This is a genomic window from Rhodococcus sp. ACS1 (assembly GCF_002300155.1).
Lineage (GTDB): Bacteria > Actinomycetota > Actinomycetes > Mycobacteriales > Mycobacteriaceae > Rhodococcus_F > Rhodococcus_F koreensis.
Map to the genome: position 1 here is coordinate 146,896 of NZ_NSDZ01000006.1, position 16,356 is coordinate 163,251.

The 16,356-nt window shown below is 66.2% G+C and carries 19 protein-coding genes; 12 read left to right on the top strand and 7 right to left on the bottom strand.

Annotated elements, in window-relative coordinates; all coding sequences use genetic code 11:
* Nucleotides 1-198: 198 nt before the first annotated feature.
* The gene (fdhD, locus tag CJ179_RS29205) at nucleotides 199-1,020 is read left to right on the top strand and encodes a formate dehydrogenase accessory sulfurtransferase FdhD (protein ID WP_095863712.1); all 822 of its coding nucleotides are present in this window, start codon (nucleotides 199-201) and stop codon (nucleotides 1,018-1,020) included.
* Nucleotides 1,021-1,069: 49 nt separating this feature from the next.
* Here fdhD and CJ179_RS29210 read toward each other — a convergent pair whose 3' ends face one another.
* Together CJ179_RS29210 and CJ179_RS52185 are read right to left on the bottom strand one after the other, a co-directional pair.
* On the bottom strand, nucleotides 1,070-2,251 hold the full coding sequence (locus CJ179_RS29210; protein WP_095863713.1) for a thiolase family protein: 1,182 nt from the start codon (nucleotides 2,249-2,251) through the stop codon (nucleotides 1,070-1,072).
* Between the two features lie 119 nt (nucleotides 2,252-2,370).
* Nucleotides 2,371-2,565, bottom strand: coding sequence for a DUF3263 domain-containing protein (locus CJ179_RS52185; RefSeq protein ID WP_095863714.1), 195 nt, complete (start codon nucleotides 2,563-2,565; stop codon nucleotides 2,371-2,373).
* 461 nt (nucleotides 2,566-3,026) lie between these two features.
* Here CJ179_RS52185 and CJ179_RS29220 point away from each other — a divergent pair, with 461 nt between their 5' ends.
* From CJ179_RS29220 to CJ179_RS29260, 9 genes are all read left to right on the top strand, one after another.
* Nucleotides 3,027-4,061: a DUF3068 domain-containing protein gene (locus CJ179_RS29220; RefSeq protein WP_257015827.1), complete on the top strand. Its 1,035-nt coding sequence runs from the start codon at nucleotides 3,027-3,029 to the stop codon at nucleotides 4,059-4,061.
* Nucleotides 4,062-4,191: 130 nt separating this feature from the next.
* A complete protein-coding gene (locus CJ179_RS29225; RefSeq protein WP_095863716.1) occupies nucleotides 4,192-4,386 on the top strand; it encodes a ferredoxin in 195 nt (64 codons plus the stop codon).
* 92 nt (nucleotides 4,387-4,478) lie between these two features.
* A complete protein-coding gene (locus CJ179_RS29230; RefSeq protein WP_095863717.1) occupies nucleotides 4,479-4,889 on the top strand; it encodes an SCP2 sterol-binding domain-containing protein in 411 nt (136 codons plus the stop codon).
* A gap of 163 nt (nucleotides 4,890-5,052) precedes the next feature.
* Nucleotides 5,053-5,508: a hypothetical protein gene (locus CJ179_RS29235; RefSeq protein ID WP_095863718.1), complete on the top strand. Its 456-nt coding sequence runs from the start codon at nucleotides 5,053-5,055 to the stop codon at nucleotides 5,506-5,508.
* The gene (locus tag CJ179_RS29240; protein ID WP_095863719.1) at nucleotides 5,505-6,158 is read left to right on the top strand and encodes a hypothetical protein; all 654 of its coding nucleotides are present in this window, start codon (nucleotides 5,505-5,507) and stop codon (nucleotides 6,156-6,158) included. The genes CJ179_RS29235 and CJ179_RS29240 overlap by 4 nt, the downstream gene beginning before the upstream one ends.
* Before the next feature lie 9 nt (nucleotides 6,159-6,167).
* Nucleotides 6,168-6,701: a hypothetical protein gene (locus CJ179_RS29245; protein WP_095863720.1), complete on the top strand. Its 534-nt coding sequence runs from the start codon at nucleotides 6,168-6,170 to the stop codon at nucleotides 6,699-6,701.
* A 46-nt stretch (nucleotides 6,702-6,747) separates the two neighbouring features.
* The gene (locus tag CJ179_RS29250; protein ID WP_095863721.1) at nucleotides 6,748-7,446 is read left to right on the top strand and encodes a hypothetical protein; all 699 of its coding nucleotides are present in this window, start codon (nucleotides 6,748-6,750) and stop codon (nucleotides 7,444-7,446) included.
* Nucleotides 7,443-8,102, top strand: coding sequence for a hypothetical protein (locus CJ179_RS29255; RefSeq protein ID WP_095863722.1), 660 nt, complete (start codon nucleotides 7,443-7,445; stop codon nucleotides 8,100-8,102). Before CJ179_RS29250 ends, CJ179_RS29255 begins: the two co-directional genes overlap by 4 nt.
* Nucleotides 8,103-8,140: 38 nt before the next feature.
* The gene (locus tag CJ179_RS29260; RefSeq protein ID WP_095863723.1) at nucleotides 8,141-8,665 is read left to right on the top strand and encodes a hypothetical protein; all 525 of its coding nucleotides are present in this window, start codon (nucleotides 8,141-8,143) and stop codon (nucleotides 8,663-8,665) included.
* 55 nt (nucleotides 8,666-8,720) lie between these two features.
* Here CJ179_RS29260 and CJ179_RS29265 read toward each other — a convergent pair whose 3' ends face one another.
* The 5 genes from CJ179_RS29265 to CJ179_RS29285 form a co-directional block, all read right to left on the bottom strand.
* Nucleotides 8,721-9,149 (bottom strand): tautomerase family protein, encoded by a 429-nt coding sequence (locus CJ179_RS29265; protein ID WP_095863724.1) that lies wholly within the window; start codon nucleotides 9,147-9,149, stop codon nucleotides 8,721-8,723.
* A gap of 28 nt (nucleotides 9,150-9,177) precedes the next feature.
* Nucleotides 9,178-9,930 (bottom strand): SDR family NAD(P)-dependent oxidoreductase, encoded by a 753-nt coding sequence (locus tag CJ179_RS29270; RefSeq protein WP_095863725.1) that lies wholly within the window; start codon nucleotides 9,928-9,930, stop codon nucleotides 9,178-9,180.
* Nucleotides 9,931-10,010: 80 nt separating this feature from the next.
* Nucleotides 10,011-11,480: an aldehyde dehydrogenase gene (locus tag CJ179_RS29275; RefSeq protein WP_095863726.1), complete on the bottom strand. Its 1,470-nt coding sequence runs from the start codon at nucleotides 11,478-11,480 to the stop codon at nucleotides 10,011-10,013.
* A gap of 232 nt (nucleotides 11,481-11,712) precedes the next feature.
* A complete protein-coding gene (dmpG, locus tag CJ179_RS29280) occupies nucleotides 11,713-12,756 on the bottom strand; it encodes a 4-hydroxy-2-oxovalerate aldolase (protein WP_095863727.1) in 1,044 nt (347 codons plus the stop codon).
* Nucleotides 12,753-13,631 carry an acetaldehyde dehydrogenase (acetylating) gene (locus tag CJ179_RS29285; protein WP_095863728.1) on the bottom strand — a complete coding sequence of 293 codons (879 nt, stop codon included), beginning with the start codon at nucleotides 13,629-13,631 and terminating at the stop codon, nucleotides 12,753-12,755. Before CJ179_RS29285 ends, dmpG begins: the two co-directional genes overlap by 4 nt.
* A 495-nt stretch (nucleotides 13,632-14,126) precedes the next feature.
* On the opposite strand from CJ179_RS29285, the gene CJ179_RS29290 reads away from it, so the two are divergent.
* Entirely contained in the window at nucleotides 14,127-15,212 is a 1,086-nt protein-coding gene (locus CJ179_RS29290) for a VOC family protein (protein WP_095863729.1), read from the top strand.
* Nucleotides 15,213-15,535: 323 nt separating this feature from the next.
* On the top strand, nucleotides 15,536-16,354 hold the full coding sequence (locus tag CJ179_RS29295; RefSeq protein WP_095863730.1) for an alpha/beta hydrolase: 819 nt from the start codon (nucleotides 15,536-15,538) through the stop codon (nucleotides 16,352-16,354).
* Nucleotides 16,355-16,356: the final 2 nt, after the last annotated feature.

The window sequence follows — 16,356 nt, forward strand, 5'->3', positions numbered from 1 at the left end:
TCAATGTGGCCCCGGCAACGCGGGGTCTCGAGAAGGGCCAATTGTGCTGTCGCTCATCCTGCACGCGTTCGCGGCGTTCATCTACCTGTTCGTCCGCAGCGTCGGACGCCGACCTCCCCACTTCGACTCACCGTCCGGCCCACGCGAGGAGGCCAATGCCACGGTCTGTAGTCGGCCGGCGCCAGCGAGATGGTCGCAGTGGGCCGAGTAACCACGCGACGTCCCGTCAGCCGCATCGACGGTGAGCAGCGGCGCACCCGCGTCGACACCGTGGTCGCCGAGGAGCCCCTCGAGATCCGGGTGAACCGGGTGCCGCTAGCGGTGACGATGCGGACACCTGGCTCGGATATGGAACTGGCGCAGGGGTTTCTGCTGACCGAGGGCATCATCGCTGACCGCGCGGACATCGCGTCGATTCGCTACTGCAACAGCGTCGACGACAACGGTGTCAACACCTACAACGTCCTCGATGTCGACCTGGCAACCGGGGTGCTCCTGCCCGATACCGGTATCGAACGCAACTTCTACACCACCTCCTCGTGCGGCGTCTGCGGGAAGGCCTCGCTCGATGCGATCCGGCAGCGCACCAGGCATTCGCCGGCCAGCGACCAGGTGTGGGTCGACACGACTACCATCGCGGGACTGCCGGACCGGTTGCGGGCGGCGCAGAAGGTGTTCGACACGACCGGGGGTTTGCATGCGGCGGGGTTGTTTACCGCCGACGGGCAGTTGCTGGCGGTGCGAGAGGACGTGGGGCGGCACAATGCGGTCGACAAGCTGATCGGCTGGGCCATCGAACAGGGCCGGGTTCCGTTGCGAGGCATGGTTCTGCTGGTGTCCGGGCGGGCGTCGTTCGAACTCGTGCAGAAGGCGGTGATGGCAGGGATCCCGATCCTGGCGGCGGTGTCCGCGCCGTCGTCGCTGGCGATCGACCTCGCCCACGACACCGGGCTGACCCTCATCGGGTTCCTGCGCGGCACCACCATGAATATCTACACCCACGCCGACCGCATCACCTGACGTGAGTGGCAAAGCGTGTGCGGGCACGCTTTGCCACTCACATGCGGGGTCAGATGCGCTTGAAGAGGGCGGCGAGGGCCTGGCCGCCGCCGATGCACATGGTGACGATGCCCAGTTCGAGGTCGCGGCGCACCATGTCCTTCGCGATCCGCAGGCTCAGGATCGCCCCGGTCGCCCCGACCGGGTGACCCAGCGCGATCGCCCCGCCGTACGGGTTGGTCTTCTCCGGGCTGAGCTTCGCGTCCCGGATCACCGCGACCGCCTGCGACGCGAACGCCTCGTTCAGCTCGATCACGTCGATATCACCGGGGGTGGTGCCGGTCTGCTCGAACAGATTCTGCAACGCCAGCACGGGGGCGTATCCCATCAGCGCCGGGTCCATCGCCGCCGTCGCGACCGCCTCGAGGGTCACCAGCCCGGTCAGGCCCTTCTCCCGGGCGGCGGACTCGGTGGCCAGCACCAGCGCCGCGGCGCCGTCGTTGATCCCCGACGCGTTGCCGGCGGTCACCGACCCGCCCTCCTCGAACGCCGGCCGCAGCTTCGCCAGGGTTTCGAGGGTGGTGTCGGGCTTGGGGTGCTCGTCGACGTCGACCGTCTTGGGACGGCGGCCCCCGATCTGCACCGGGGTGATCTCCTCGGCGAACGCCGCCCGCGCGGTGTCGGTGGCGGCGCGGCGCTGGGATTCGACGGCGAACTCGTCCTGCTGCTCCCGGCTGACGTCGTACGTGCGGGCCACGGCCTCGGCGGTGCGGCCCATGTGCACCCCACCGAACGGGTCGGTCAGAATCGCGACCGTGCCGTCCACCAGTGCGCGGTCACCGAGCTTGTACCCGGAGCGCGCCGAGAAGTCGTAGAACGGCATCCGCGACATGCTCTCGTCGCCGCCGGCGAGGGCGAAGTTCACCCCACCCCAGCGCATCTGCTGCGCCGCCGACCACACCGCCTGCAGACCGGACCCGCACAACCGGTTGACGGTATACGCCGGGGTCTTCTCCGGAAGTCCGGCGGCGAGGGCGACGCGGCGGGCGTTGTAGGCGTCCGGCCCGACCTGACCGATGCAGCCCATCACCACCTCGTCGATGTCGCCGCCCGGCACCCCGGCACGATCCAGTGCCGCCTTGACGGCGGTGGCACCCAGTTCGTGGGCGGGCACGTCCTTGAACGCACCACCGAAGCTGCCGATCGGGGTCCTCGCGCCGTCGACTACGACGATCGGTTCGGGAGAATTCATGGGGAGACCTTCTTCATCGTGCGTGTTGAGTGTGCCGCTGGTGCCCGTGCCCCTGCCTGGCAGGGGGAAGCCGATGTCACACGGGGGACGCCGTCGCGCGCGTCGGTGCTGCTTGGCGTTCAGCGAGGCGTAGCCAGCTTGCGTCGCGTATCGAGGGGAATGTGTGAGGGACAGTCGTCCAGGATCCGGCTGAGCTGCTGCTCGTATCTCGTACTCGTCATGCTGAATTGGGTGAGCAACTCCTCTGGCGGGGGAGTGCCGTAGGGCAGCCATCGGCAGGCGAATTCGACGATCGCGGAATCAAAGCTGTTCATCACACGGGCCTGTCCTTTGCGGTTCGGCGCTGGGATCGGCGCCGAAGTCAGTGTGTGTCGGTGCGTGACGAAATGGTGTCGGCGCCACGATGTCGGGACGAGTGCGGCGGTAATGTAGCTATTGTCCCGGACCGCTGGATCGGTGTGATCGCGGAGCATCGGCGCCAACCGAATTGCATTTGTGTACTCAGTCACAAAGTTTCGGTTGTTGTGTCCGGCATCACGGCAATGGTCCCGCGGTTTCCGCGCGATTGATCGGGATATGCGGACAGCCCTGGACCGAAGCAGTGGTGTCTCGGCAGTGTTCCGCCGTGACCACGGTTGAGGGTTACCCAACGAACCGACGGACTGCCATTCACACACCGGTCTGCAAGATCGATACGGCCGAGCAGGCGTTCCAATTCCGGTGGCTATTGCGGGCGCATCCTCACCTACCGTTCGAATACATGAAGGACCGGTCGATGCTTGTCAGACGATCTTCGAAAATCTTTGTAGTCGTGGGAGTGCTGTTCATCGCTCTTGCCGCCCTCCTGCGGTTCGTGCTGGTGCCCATGCTGTCAAAGCTGCCCGGTGACCTCGATGTCAATCCCGTCTACGAGGGGACCGGCACGCTGCTCAACGCCCAAGCCCTGCAGGCCGGCGACATCGCCAATGTGGTCGCGTCGGATGTTCCCGTGACCATTGATCGTCACATCTACGTGTCGAGCACCGACGGTGACACGGCGCTCGCTCATGACGACATCACCCTCGCGGCACCCGGCCTCTCCGTGCCGTCCAACCACACCTACGCCATCGACCGCAAGACGATGGACGCGGCGGCAGGTGACTCCGGTGAGGGGGTCGAACCGCACAGCGGCATGACCATCGCTCTTCCGCTGCACCCGGACCCGGCAGCGAGCTACCAGTACTACGACTCCGCGACCAGAACCACGGTCCCGATGACGTACGTCGACTCGGGCAACGTTTCCGGCCGGGACGTACTCAACTACACAGTGGAGGCGAAGGGCGCCTTGCGTGATCCCGCCATCGCAGGGACGCTGCCGCCTGCGCTGCCCAAATCGCTGGTCGGGTCCCTCGCGCCCCTGCTGCCGGCGGACGTGCAGCAGAGTCTCGGTGGGGCCCTCGGTCAGCTCGCCGATCCGGTGCCGTTCACGTATACCGCGGTCACCCGCATCAACCTCGCCGCCGACCAGACCTTGGGCTCACCGATCGATGCGCAATTGAACCAGCAGATCATCGCGAATGTGGAGATCGGCGGCCAGTTGGTTCCCGTGATGCCCGTCCTGTCCATCGACACCGCTCTCAACGACCAGTCGATCAGCGACGCAGCGGCCTCGGCCAAGTCCCAGGCAATGCAGTTGAACCTGATCAGTGTGGTCGCACCGATCGTCCTGTTGGTCCTCGGTGTGCTGGCACTGCTCACAGGCATCCTGCGGCGACGCCCACGCGCAATCATTCAGTCTCCGGCGCAGCGGGAGAATCTGTCGGTCCGATAGCCGCAGGCGCCGGGCGCCGATCTGAACCCATCCACACACTCCGCACACAACGGTTGCTCGGTGAGCTGAACTGCCCCACAGCCACCGGGTCTCCCCGAGCCACCTGTGCAGACGAAAGGGAGATTCGGGCATGGACATCCACGTCGACTACGACCGATGCGAAGGGCACGGCGAATGCGTCATCGCGGCCCCCGAAGTCTTCGACCTCAACGATGACGGCGACGAGGTGATCGTCCTGGACGACGCTCCCGCCGAGGCTCTTCGCCCGAAGGTGGAAGCGGCGGTCAAGTTGTGCCCGGTCGCGGCTCTGCGGATCGACGACTGAACTTGACCTTTCGCACCGGACACCTGGCCTTACCCGGGCAGAACCGACTCAACCCTTGCAAGCAACACCCATCAGAGAGAAAGCAGAGAACAATGCTCGCATTCACCGACCCCACCGACCTGCGTAAGTTCGTCGGAGGCATTTTCGAAAAGGCTTACCTGGACGAAAAGCTCGGTCCCAAGCTCACCGCCACCGGCGCCGTTCTGCTCGTCTCGTGCCACGACCCCGTCTGTGAGGTCGTCCTCGACATGCCCAACAACAAGGTCTATTCCAGTGTCGCGGAAGGCGGTGTCACTCCGAACGCCACGCTGAGGATGAGTTCGGAGAACGCGAACAAGTTCTGGCAGGGCAAGCTCAATATGACGATGGCTCTCACGACGGGCACCGTCAAGGCCGAGGGACAGATCATGAAGGTGCTCAAGCTGGTTCCCAGTACCAAGTTCCTGTTCCCGATCTACATCCAGGACCTCAAGGACGCCGGACGCGAGGATCTCATCGCCTAGACCCTGACAGCGGGAGCATCCCGGCGACGCCCGATCGACGATGGGGCCGGTATCTGCACCGGCCCCATCCTCGTGCCCGGACCGAACCCGCCTGGCCCGTCGACAGCTCCCCAGCGTCACAGGCCGCAACGCCGAACGATTACCCAACATCGAAAGGCTGACATTGACGACAATCGAACACACCAAGTACGCGGTTTCCCTGTACGACGGACCCGATGCCAACAGCATCGCAGGCCTGATCGGTACTCACCTCGGGGAGAACCTCGAGGCAGCCCCCTCACGTATCGAGTTGGCGCACAAAATCGCCCGACCCGTGGCGATCGTCAGTGCGGATACCGACAGCGCGTGCACGATCGTGTGCGGGGACGACGAGGCTGTGGTCTACAACGGTCTCGTCGGACCGCCGGACGTGGTCCTGATCGTCACCGACAAACACCTCGACCTCATCGCCCAGCTACCAGGGAAGGTGGGGCCACTCGGTGCAGTCGGCCTCGTGACCGGTCGCGGCGGGAGATTGCTCGCGGCGATCCTGACCCGCCGGCTGGTCGTCAAGGGACTCTTTGCCCATGCCGCGACCGTGCTACACACGATCGCCCTACTGTCTGCGAGCCCGACATGACCGCGTTCACCGGCCCTCACGGTGGTGCCGGCAGGGAATTCGACGACCAGCTGACCGTCCCGCTTGCTTCCTCTCCAGTTCCGAATCGTCGATCAGACACCGAACCGCGTCGCGCCTCCACTCGGACGAAAGTTCTGCGGGGCATCGTCCTGCTCGCTCTGATCCCGATCACCGCCTTCTACCTCTACCCCCGCATCCACGACCTGACCGCGACACCGTATCGGCTCGACCAGGCGGTGGTGTCCGCCAACAACTACAACCCCGCGCTCGCCGAACTCGTCGAACACGAAAAGGTCACTCTCTCCGCGTTCGCCGCCCTCGACAAGATGAGGGCGGCACTGGCCAGCGTCCAAGAAACCGATGCCACCGTTGCAGCGGAACTCAATACGCTGATCGGTCAAATCAGCGGAGACGTTCAGAACACTCTGGACCAGGCCGGTACAAATGTCGACGACCTTGTGGCATCCCTTGACACTCTGACCGCACAGATCAACACCCTCCAGCCACCGGTCGACGGTGCGACTGCGGCGTTGACCGGCAACCGCGCCACGCTCGCCTCGATTCTCGACGACGCACGGTCGACGGCCGAGGAAGTGCACAACGCCCGCGTCTCGGCGGAAGAGTCCGCGAACGACCTGTCAGGAAAGTAAGGAACTATTGTGATCTTCTTCGGACGCCGCGGTGGCCCGGCACGCATGGTCCTCGCGATCGTCGCGGTCGGTGTCCTGGGACTGCTGACCTTCGTCGTGTACAACCTCAATCACCGACTCGACAATCAGCAGCAGGTCAACGTGACCAGTATCGGTGTCTCTCAGGACATCGTCGACGTCAACGACAAACTGACCGGACAACTGCAGCAGTTGACCGAACTCACGCACACCGCACAAACCGCACTGGATTCCACACAGGCGCTCGGGCCGCTTCTGACCAAACTCGACGAGGCCATCACCCCCGCCGCGGCGATGCTCGCCCAGGGAACGTCGGGGGCGCAGATGACCAACGAACAGTTGCAGAACATCCAGTCCATTCTCGGTGAGGTCCAGAACACGGTGCTGCCCTTGGTGTCATCCGCCGAAGCGTTCGGTGCACAGGGCCGCGATCTCCTCGCGATCGTGCAGGGCCTGGTGAGCGACCTGGAGGGGTCGGTGGCGGCGGCACAGACGATCAACCAGATGCTGCCCCTGCCCGGATAGACCGCCACCGACCGAACCGCCCATCCCTTATCAGACTGGACGTGATATGCAGCAGGGCAACACTTTGTCTCCAGCATCTCTCTCGCGCCGAGGCCTGGCCGGCTATCAGCGCTTCGACATACCGACCTCGGCGCTGCCTGAACGAAAGAGCCCGCCGACCAACCCACCAGGTGCATCCGGGCCGACACAGACGCGGTACGCCGTCGTCACCGAGTGGTGTGGCCGCGCCGCGGCCGTCACCGCCGTCGTCCTCTTCGGGATGGTATTGCTGACCATCCACAAGGGCCTCCTCGTGCAAGACAGTGCACGCACCGTGGTCGACAACTTCCGGGTGACGAACGAGTTCTTCGCCCAGCGAGCAGATCTCACCGCGCCCGCCACCGCGCGCAAACAACTCGACGAACTCAACGGAGTCCTGGCACAACTGAATTTCGCAGCAGCTACGGACGTCGACCACCTCGCCGCGCTGCTGCCCAACGCCCAGGCGCTCGTCGCAGCAGGCCAGGGCGACACCCAGATTGCGGGTCAGCTCGAATCGGTCGCAACCACCCTGCAAGGGTCGGCCGCCTCGCTGCACCAGGTCTCCGCGGACGCGAACACCACGGTTTCGACCGTCAACGACGAACTCACCCGAGCACTCGACCTGACGACTCAGCTCAATTCGGAACTGACCCGCACGGCGAACAAACTCGCACTCGTGCCCGCTTCCGACGCGTTCATCCCCGCACCGGAAGGAAATCGATGATCTCGAGAAAGACATGGTCTCTCGTTGTGCTGGTCCTGGGCGTCGTTCCGGCTGTGGTCCTGTGCGCGCTGAACGGCTTCTTCCCGGCGTTGCGCGATGTCAGCGATCCGCTGGGCCGCCCCTCGGCGTTGAGCCTCGAACTCATCGATTCCGCCGGCCAGTTCGATTCTCTGTCCGCTCTCCTGCTTCCCAAGCACGCCCAACTGGCAACCGATATCCAGACGCTCACTCCGCTCGCCGACGATCTGGAAGGACTCACCACCAAGGCCGGCGAACTTTCCGGTTTGGCGAAGACCGTCAATGCCTCCACCTCGTCTGTCGGAGCCACCGCACAACCGCTGCCCGATCTCGTGGCCTCGGTGACCGTTCGCGCCGACCAGGCGAGTCCGACGGTGGCGGGACTGTCCACCGCGGTCGGGTCGGTGACGACCCAATTGGAAGGTATTCATCAAGGATTGACGACGGTGGGCGGCTCACTGGGCGAACTCGGGCCGAAGGCCTCGGCGATCGCCGCCACCTTGTCGGTCATTCGGGAGGAGGCCGCCCACGTTCAGGAGTTTGGGCCCCTTCTCGCGGTCATCGGCCCGCCGGTCAACGACCTGAATCTGCCCCCGCTGGGCGTTGCACCCACACCGGCGTCTGCGCCCCCTGCATGACGGCGCACCACGGATCCTTTCGAAAGGCGGAATCCTCGATGCTTCGGCTCTCCTGGGCAGTTGCCCTCGCATTCACCATCGCCGTACTTGCCGGCATCCTCATCGTCACCCGCGATCTGAACATCTCGAACGACATCTTCAAGGACGGAGTGGCGCAGGCGAAGATCGTCGACAGCACCACCGATCAAGCACTGGACGGAGCACAGCAACTACCGCCCGCCAATGCGGCGATCAACAACAGCATGCCCCATGTGGTCGGGGTACTGGACTCATTGACCCGGGCCGACCAGACTCTCGGCTCGCTCGGGGACCAGCTGGCCGCCCTCGGGACCGCGCTGCAATCCGCGGACGCACCGCTCGTGGGCATCATCGGTGCCGGACAGGCGGCGACGGATCAGGCCAATGCCGCCGCCGCGCCGGCCGCGTCGATCGTCACCACGCTCGGCGAAGCCGACGCCACGGTGAAGGCACTCGGTCCGCTGCTCGATCAATCCCTCGCCCTCGGGCAGACGATCGACTCGAAGCTGCGCATCTCGCTTCTCCTGCCGAAAGTCCCCAAGTAGAAACGCCCGCGACAACGGCGCGAGGGCATCGGCGGCTGAACGCGCCGCCGATGCCCTAGCTCGGGGTCTGCGCCGCGCCGGCGCGACCGGCGATCTCACCGGCACGGGTCGTCGCGGCGGCGGTCCCCGCGATCGCCCAGTTCGCCGGATCGACCTCGACGATCTGTCCCCGCACCAACGAGCGTTGCGCACCGAGGATGTCGACGATCAGATCGGTGAACCGCGCCGCGAGTTCCTGACGTTGCGTCGCGGGGCGGCCGGCGAGCACGATCGCCGTGAAGTACGGCGCCGGCGGTGCCCCTGCTCCGACGATCGTCCCGGCTACGGCGACGTCGTCGGGGTGGTATCGGACGATGAAGGCCCGAACTCGTTCGAGTGGGGAGTCGAGGACCTCGGAATAGCAGCGACTCGCGGCGGTGAGCAGTTCCCGGTGCTGCTCGGACGTGTAGGCGCCGTCGACGAGGTGGAAGTGGGCGACGGGCACGGGCCGCAATTCCTTTCGGTTGAAGTGGTCAGACGATTCCGTGGCGGGTTCCGCCGTCGACGTTGAGCACCGAGCCGTGCAGGACGGCGGCCTCGGGGGCGAGCAGCGTCTCGACGATCCAGCCGATCTCGCCGAGTGTGGGCAGCCGTCCGAGGGTGGTCTTCGCGCGGTACCGCTCCCAGATCTCCTCCGGATCCCGGCCGGTTTCCGCGGACTGCGTTTCGACGAAGGCTCGGAGCCTCGGAGTGTCCACCGGTCCCGGCGCGATGGTATGCGTGGTGACACCCTTCGGACCGTACAGGGCGCTGAGCTGCCGCATCATGTTGAACACGGCGGCGTTCGCCGTGCCCGGTGCGGCATCGTGGGGGCCGGGTTCGAGGCCGAGCGAGCCGGCGATGGTCACGAACCGGGAACCGTCGACGAGCTGGTCACGCACGGCATGCAGCAGTCGCAGCAGTCCGCCGACCTTGATGTTCGTCGCCACCGCCAGGTCGCCGGGTGGGATCGTGTCGGCGGAGCCCCGCACCGGCAGGCCGGCGGCGAACAGCGCCAGTCGCACGGGTGAATCCACCTGGGCGGAGATCGTTTCGATCGCGTCGTCGTGGGCGATGTCAGCGGTGCAGGGGGCGATGCGCTCGTCCGCTGCGGCGAGCTTTTCGAGGTCGTCGGTGCTACGGGCGACGGCGAGGACCCGCAGCCCGCGGCGGGCCAGGCGCAGGGTGATCTCGGTGCCCATCGCACCGGTCGCACCCACGACGACGCAGAGTTCCGGTGATGTCACGGCAGTGTTCTCCTTGGAAGAAAAGGCGAGCGGCCGGAGCGGTGAGATACCCGCTCCGGCCGCTCGTGGACGACAGGGAATCAGCTGCGCAGCCGGATGGTGACCGCCCGCGGTTCGGTGAAGAACTCGCGGGAGTACTGGCCGCCCTCACGGCCGAGGCCACTGCTGCCTTCACCGCCGAACGGCAACCGGAGGTCGCGCTCGAAGAAGGTGTTGATCCACACCGTGCCGGCCTTCCAGCGGGCGGCCATGCGGTGGGCGCGGTTGAGGTTGTCGGTGAACAGCATGCCGGCGAGTCCGTACGGGGAGTCGTTGGCGATGCGCAGCGCCTCGTCCTCGGTGTCGAAGCCGAGAACCGTTTCAACGGGGCCGAAGATCTCCTCGCGCGCGGTGCGCGAGTCGTTGGTGAGCCCGGTGATGACGGTCGGTGGGTAGTAGAAGCCCTTGGCGCGGGCGTCGTCGGTGAGCCGGGACCCACCGGTGACGATCTTGCCGCCTTCCTCCTGCGCCAGTTCGACGTAGCTGTGTACCTTCTCGAGGTGTTTCTCCTCGATGAGCGGGCCGACGAAGTTCGCGGGGTCCTTCGGGTCACCGACGGTGAGGGTGCGGGCCTGTTCGGCGAACCGGTCGAGGAACTCGTCCATGATCGAGTTCTGCACCAGCAGGCGCGACCCGGACAGGCACACCTGCCCGTTGCCGCCGAAGATGGCGCGGATGGCCATCGGGACGGCAATGTCGAGGTCGGCGTCGTCGAAGACGATGTTCGCGGATTTGCCGCCCATCTCCGCCGAGACCGGGGTGTGGTTGACCGCGGCCGCCTGCAGGATCTTCACGCCGGTGGCGCTCGACCCGGTGAACGTGATCCGGTCGACCCGCGGGTCCGCGGTGAGTGGACCGGCGACGGCCTCGCCGCCGAATCCGTGGACCACGTTGAGGACGCCCTCCGGGAGGCCGGCTTCGAGGGCGAGTTCGGCGAACCGGTGCGCGGTGAGCGGCGTCTGCGGTGCGGGCTTGAGGACCGTGGTGTTCCCGAAGGCCAAGGCGGGGGCGATCTTCCACGTCGCGAGCATCAGCGGCGCGTTCCAGGGGCTGATCGCGGACACCACCCCGGCGGGCGGATACAGGACGTAGGAGAGCAGGTCCCCGTCCGGGTAGGCCTCGTTGGCGGCCATGGACACGTAGTCGGCGAAGAACCGCAGGTTGTGCGCGACCCGCGGGATCTCGGCGTGCAGGGACTGGTTGATGCTCTTGCCGCCGTCGCGGGTTTCGATCTGGGCCAGTTCCTCGCGGTGTTCGTCGACCTTGTCGGCGACCGCGTGCAGGATCTTCGCACGCTCTTTCGGCGACATCTGCGGCCACGGACCGTCGTCGAACGCCTTCCGCGCCGCGGAGACTGCGTCTGTTCCATCGGCGGCCGTTCCCTGCGGGACGGTGCCGAGCAGGGAGCCGTCGTGCGGGTCGCGAGTTTCGAACGTCGCGCCGTCCGATGCGGGACGCCAGTCGCCACCGATGAGGTGCTTGACGTCGGAAATTTCCGGTACTGCGGTCATGTGCTCTCCTGTTGAATCAGGCTGGGACCCAATAGTCTTCAGATCCTGATGTGGCGCGGCGATGCGCGGCATGTCATTCACGGTGTCTGTGACTTACGACACTACGAGTTGCGTTCCGTGCACACCATGGCCTCACGCGCACATCGCCTGGTCTCCAGGCGCACGGCAACGGCACGGAAAGTCCGACGAAGGGGTGCTCGCAGACCCTCGTCCCGAGCACCCCTTCACTCGATCAGGCTCCCGCCAGCGCCGGAGTCTCGTAGGTGCGGCCGGCCAGTTCCGAGGCGACGTCGATGATCATGTCTTCCTGACCGCCGATGACGCCGCGGCGGCCCAGCTCCATGAGGATGTCGCGGGCGGGGACGCCGAACTTCTTCGCGGCCCGCTTGGTGGGGTGGAAGAACGTGGAGTACACCCCGGCATAGCCGAGAATCAGGGCGGTCTCGTCGACGATCTGCGGTTCCTTCATCAGCGGCGCGACGATGTGTTCCGCGGTGTCGATCAGGGGGAACAGGTCGACCCCGGTGTCCCAGCCCGCCCGCTCGAAGGCGGCGGCGAGGACCTCGGTCTGCGCGTTGCCGGCGCTGGCACCGAGCCCGCGCAGGGACCCGTCGATGAAGGTCGCCCCGTTCTCGGCGGCGGTGAGTGCATTGGCGATCCCGACGCCGAGGTTGTTGTGGGCGTGGAACCCGATGTCCGCGGTGATCGCCTGCCGCAGGGCGGCGACCCGGTCACCGGCGTGCTGCGGAACCATGGCACCGGCGGAGTCGACGACGTAGACGACGTCGGCGCCGTAGGAGTCGAGTTTGGCAGCCTGCTCGGCCAGCGGCTCGGGCTCGAGTTTGTGGCTCATCATCAGGAACGTCATCACCGTCAGGCCCTGCTCCTTCGCCCACTCGACGGGCTGCTGCCCGCAGTCGGCCTCGGTGCAGTGCACCGCGACGCGGACGGTCTTGATGCCGGCGTCGATGGCCTTCTGCAGTTCGGCCAGGGTCGCGATGCCGGGGACGTACAGGGCGGCGATGTCGGCGTTCTCGACGGCGTCGACGGCGGCGCGCACGTAGTCCGGGTCGGTGGCGGCGGCGAACCCGTACTGGATGGACGAGGCACCGAGCCCGATGCCGTGGGCGACCTCGATGGTGCCGACACCGGCCTTGTCGAGCCCCCGGGCGATGTCCGCGACGTTTTGCGGGGTGAACTGGTGCGAGACCGAGGACATGCCGTCGCGCAGCGTGGTGTCGACGATCGTGATCTTCTTCTGAGCGGGGGTATTCACTGTGCTGCTCCCTGGACGAGGTTCTGCTGGGCCATGACGTCGGCGACCTGGACGGCGGCCGCGGTGATGATGTCGAGGTTGCCGGCGTAAGTGGGCAGGAAGTCGCCGGCGCCGACTACCTCGAGCATGACGGTGACCAGGTCGCCGTCGACGTCGACCAGTCGCAACGAGTAACCGGGGACGTACTGCTGCACCTTGGCGACCATGTCGACCACGGCCCGCTCGATTGCGGCGGCGTCGGGGTTGCGGACCTTGGCGTAGACGGTGTCGCGCATGTTCATCGGCGGCTCGGCCGGGTTGATCACCGAGATGGCCTTGGCGCGGTCGGCGCCGGCGACCTGGGCCAGGGCCTTGCCGGTCTTCTCGCTGAATTCGCTGAGGTTCTGGCGGGTGCCGGGGCCGGCGCTGTGGGAGGCGATGGCGGCGACGATCTCGCCGTAGGAAGCGTCGGCGACCTCGTTGATGGCGTAGAGGATCGGGATGGTGGCCTGGCCGGCGCAGCTGACCATGTTCACGTTGGGGGCGCTCAGGTGCGCGTCGAGGTTGACCGCGGGGACCACGTACGGGCCGACCGAGGCCGGGGTGAGGTCGATGGCGGTGATCCCGGCCTCGGCGTAGCGCGGTGCCGCGGCGGCGTGGATCTTCGCCGACGTCGCTTCGAAGACGATATCGGGCAGCTCGGGCTGGGAGAGCAGCCAGTCGAGCCCCCCGGCGGAGGCCTCGAGGCCCTCCTGTCGGGCGCGGGCCAGACCCTCGCTGGCGGGGTCGATGCCCACCATGAAGCGGGGTTCGACGTGCTCGGACCGCAGCAGCTTGTACATCAGATCCGTACCGATATTGCCGGAGCCGATAATCGCGGCGCTCTTGCGACTCATTGTGTGCCTCTCGCTCATATCTGCCTGTGCCGACAGAACCTGGTGCGTCGAAATGTGGTGGAGTGCCCGCATGCGGTCTGCGCTTACATCGCGCTCGCACCCCACCGAAGTCCCTTTCGAGACAACCACTGATGCGCTGCGGTGGGTTCGATGGTCGGAATAGCCGAACAGCACCCCTGTGTGGGACCGCCCCGATCCGGATTAATCGAAGATCGGGCCGAGACGCGCTGGTCACGGCCGTGGTGGCGATGCTCGGCGACCGAACGTCGGGGCGGATGCGGTGCGCCTGGAGGCAAAACGATGTGCGCCTGGAGCCATGGCTCGACGCCGCCACGGCTCGTAGTGTTCTAGGCCACAGGCAGTCACAACCGCGACAGCGGTCACCGCCGGTTTCAAGGGCCCGGACGTATTCCCGCCCGAGTCCCGTATCCACCACAAACGTCGCCGGCGAACAGGGCCCACCGCGGTCATGGCGGCGCGATAAAGGAGAACGACATGAGTGACTCTCGGTTCGAGATTTCCCATCTCGCCCGTGCCGAACTGCTGAGCCCCAAGCCGCAGGAAACGGTGGACTTCTTCACCAAGTTCCTCGGGATGTACATCACCCACACCGAGGGGCAATCGGTCTACCTGCGCGCCTACGAAGACCCGTACCAGTGGAGCCTGAAGGTCACCGAATCCACCCAGGCCGGACTCGGCCACGCCGCACTGCGCACCAGCTCCCCGGAAGCCCTCGAACGCCGGGCCGCGTCACTGAAGGACGCCAACGTCGACGGAGCATGGCGCGAGAGCGACTTCGGGTACGGCAAGACCTTCACCTACCAGTCCCCGGACGGGCACAACCTGGAACTGCTGTGGGAGGTCGAGAAGTACCAGGCCCCGCCGGAGCTGCAGTCCAAGATCCTCACCCGCCCGTCGAAGAAGCCGCTGCAGGGCATCCCCGTCAAGCGCATCGACCACCTCAACCTGCTCGCCAGCGACGTCAGCGCGGTGAAGAACTCCTTCGAACGCCACCTCGGGTTCCGCACCACCGAACGCGTCGTCGACGGCGACACCGAGATCGGTGCCTGGATGAGCTCGAACATCCTCGGCCACGAGGTCGCCTGTCTGCGGGACGCGCAGGGCGAACGCGGCAAGATGCACCACCTCGCGTTCTACTACGGCACCGGTCAGCACAACATCGACGCGGTCGAGATGTTCCGCGACTACGACATTCGCATCGAAGCCGGCCCCGACAAGCACGGCATCACCCAGGCGCAGTTCCTCTACGTCTTCGAACCCGGCGGCAACCGCATCGAGCTGTTCGGTGAGGTCGGGTACCTGCACCTCGATCCCGACGGCGAGACCAAGACCTGGCAGATGTCCGACATCGACACCGGCCTGGCGATCGGCGGCGCGAAGCTTCCGTGGGAGACCTACTTCACCTACGGCACCCCGAGCCCGCTCTCGCTCGACCAGCACATCGAGAAGTACGCGCACTTCGGCCCCGACGGCCCCGCCCCCGACGCGGCAGCAGCCGAGCACGCGATCCCGGACGAGATCGACCAGTCCCACGCCGTCGCCGGCGCACCGGCGTCCTGATACGCACGTGGGTGTGATCGGAACCCTGGTCACACCCACGTGATTCCACGACAAACGCGACGGACCACTTGGTCCGTCGCGTTTCTTCGTGTGTAAGCGCAGCCGTGCACCGATTTTCGTGAGCACGGGTCGCCCCAGCCGCAGCCGTGCGCCTGAATGCCAAATGATGTGCGCCTGACGCCATGGCACACCCGCAACAGGGCTCGTAGTGTTGTGGATCACAGGCACAAACCGCGAATGACCTTCGCGACAGGCTCGACGTAGAACCGGGCACGGCGAGCCCCTTGCCGACTTACACACCTGACCTTCTGGAAGGCCTCTTCATGAATGACGTTCAAGTGCAGTCCAATCTGCGCGTCGCCGAGGTGGACGGTTTCGAGATCGCCGTCGATCTGTACCGCCCGGACATCGACAACCCGCCGGCGGTGATCTACCTCCACGGGGGCGGATGGCAGCTCGGTGACAAGAAGGACGGCGCCGACGACCGCCTCGCGCGACTGGCCTCGTACGGCATCGCCGTAGTGTCCGCGAACTACCGACTTGCGCCGCAGGGTTCGTACCCGAACCCGATTCACGACGTCAAGGCCGTCGTGCGGTGGCTGCGCGCACACGGAGCCGAGCTCGGGGTCTCCACCGACCGGATCGGAGTGTGGGGCGCATCGGCAGGGGCGTACCTGGCCACCATGGTCGGACTGACCCCCGGAGACGACGAACTCGAAGGTGTCGTCGGCGACGATCTCGATCAGTCCAGCCGCGTCGACGCCGTCGTCCACTGGTTCGGACCGTCCGACCTGGCCGCCAACGCCGGCCGCAGCTGGATCGAAAGCCACCTTCTCCCACCGCCGTTCGAGAACGCCCTGCTCGGTGAGAACGAGGTTTCGGCGCCGTCGGACACCTCGTGGAACGCCAGCCCACTCAGCCGCGTGACCTCACTGGCCCCGCCGTTTCTGATCGCGCACGGTGACCGCGACCGGATCACGTTGTCCTCGCAGAGCCACGCACTGCACGACGCCCTGGTCAGCACGGGCGCCCGGTCCACCCTCCTCGTGCTCGGCGGCGCGGGCCACGAAGGCCCTGAGTTCGATCAACACGATCACCTCGGCATTACCGCAGCCTTCCTCTCCGCGCACCTTCGCGGCTGAAC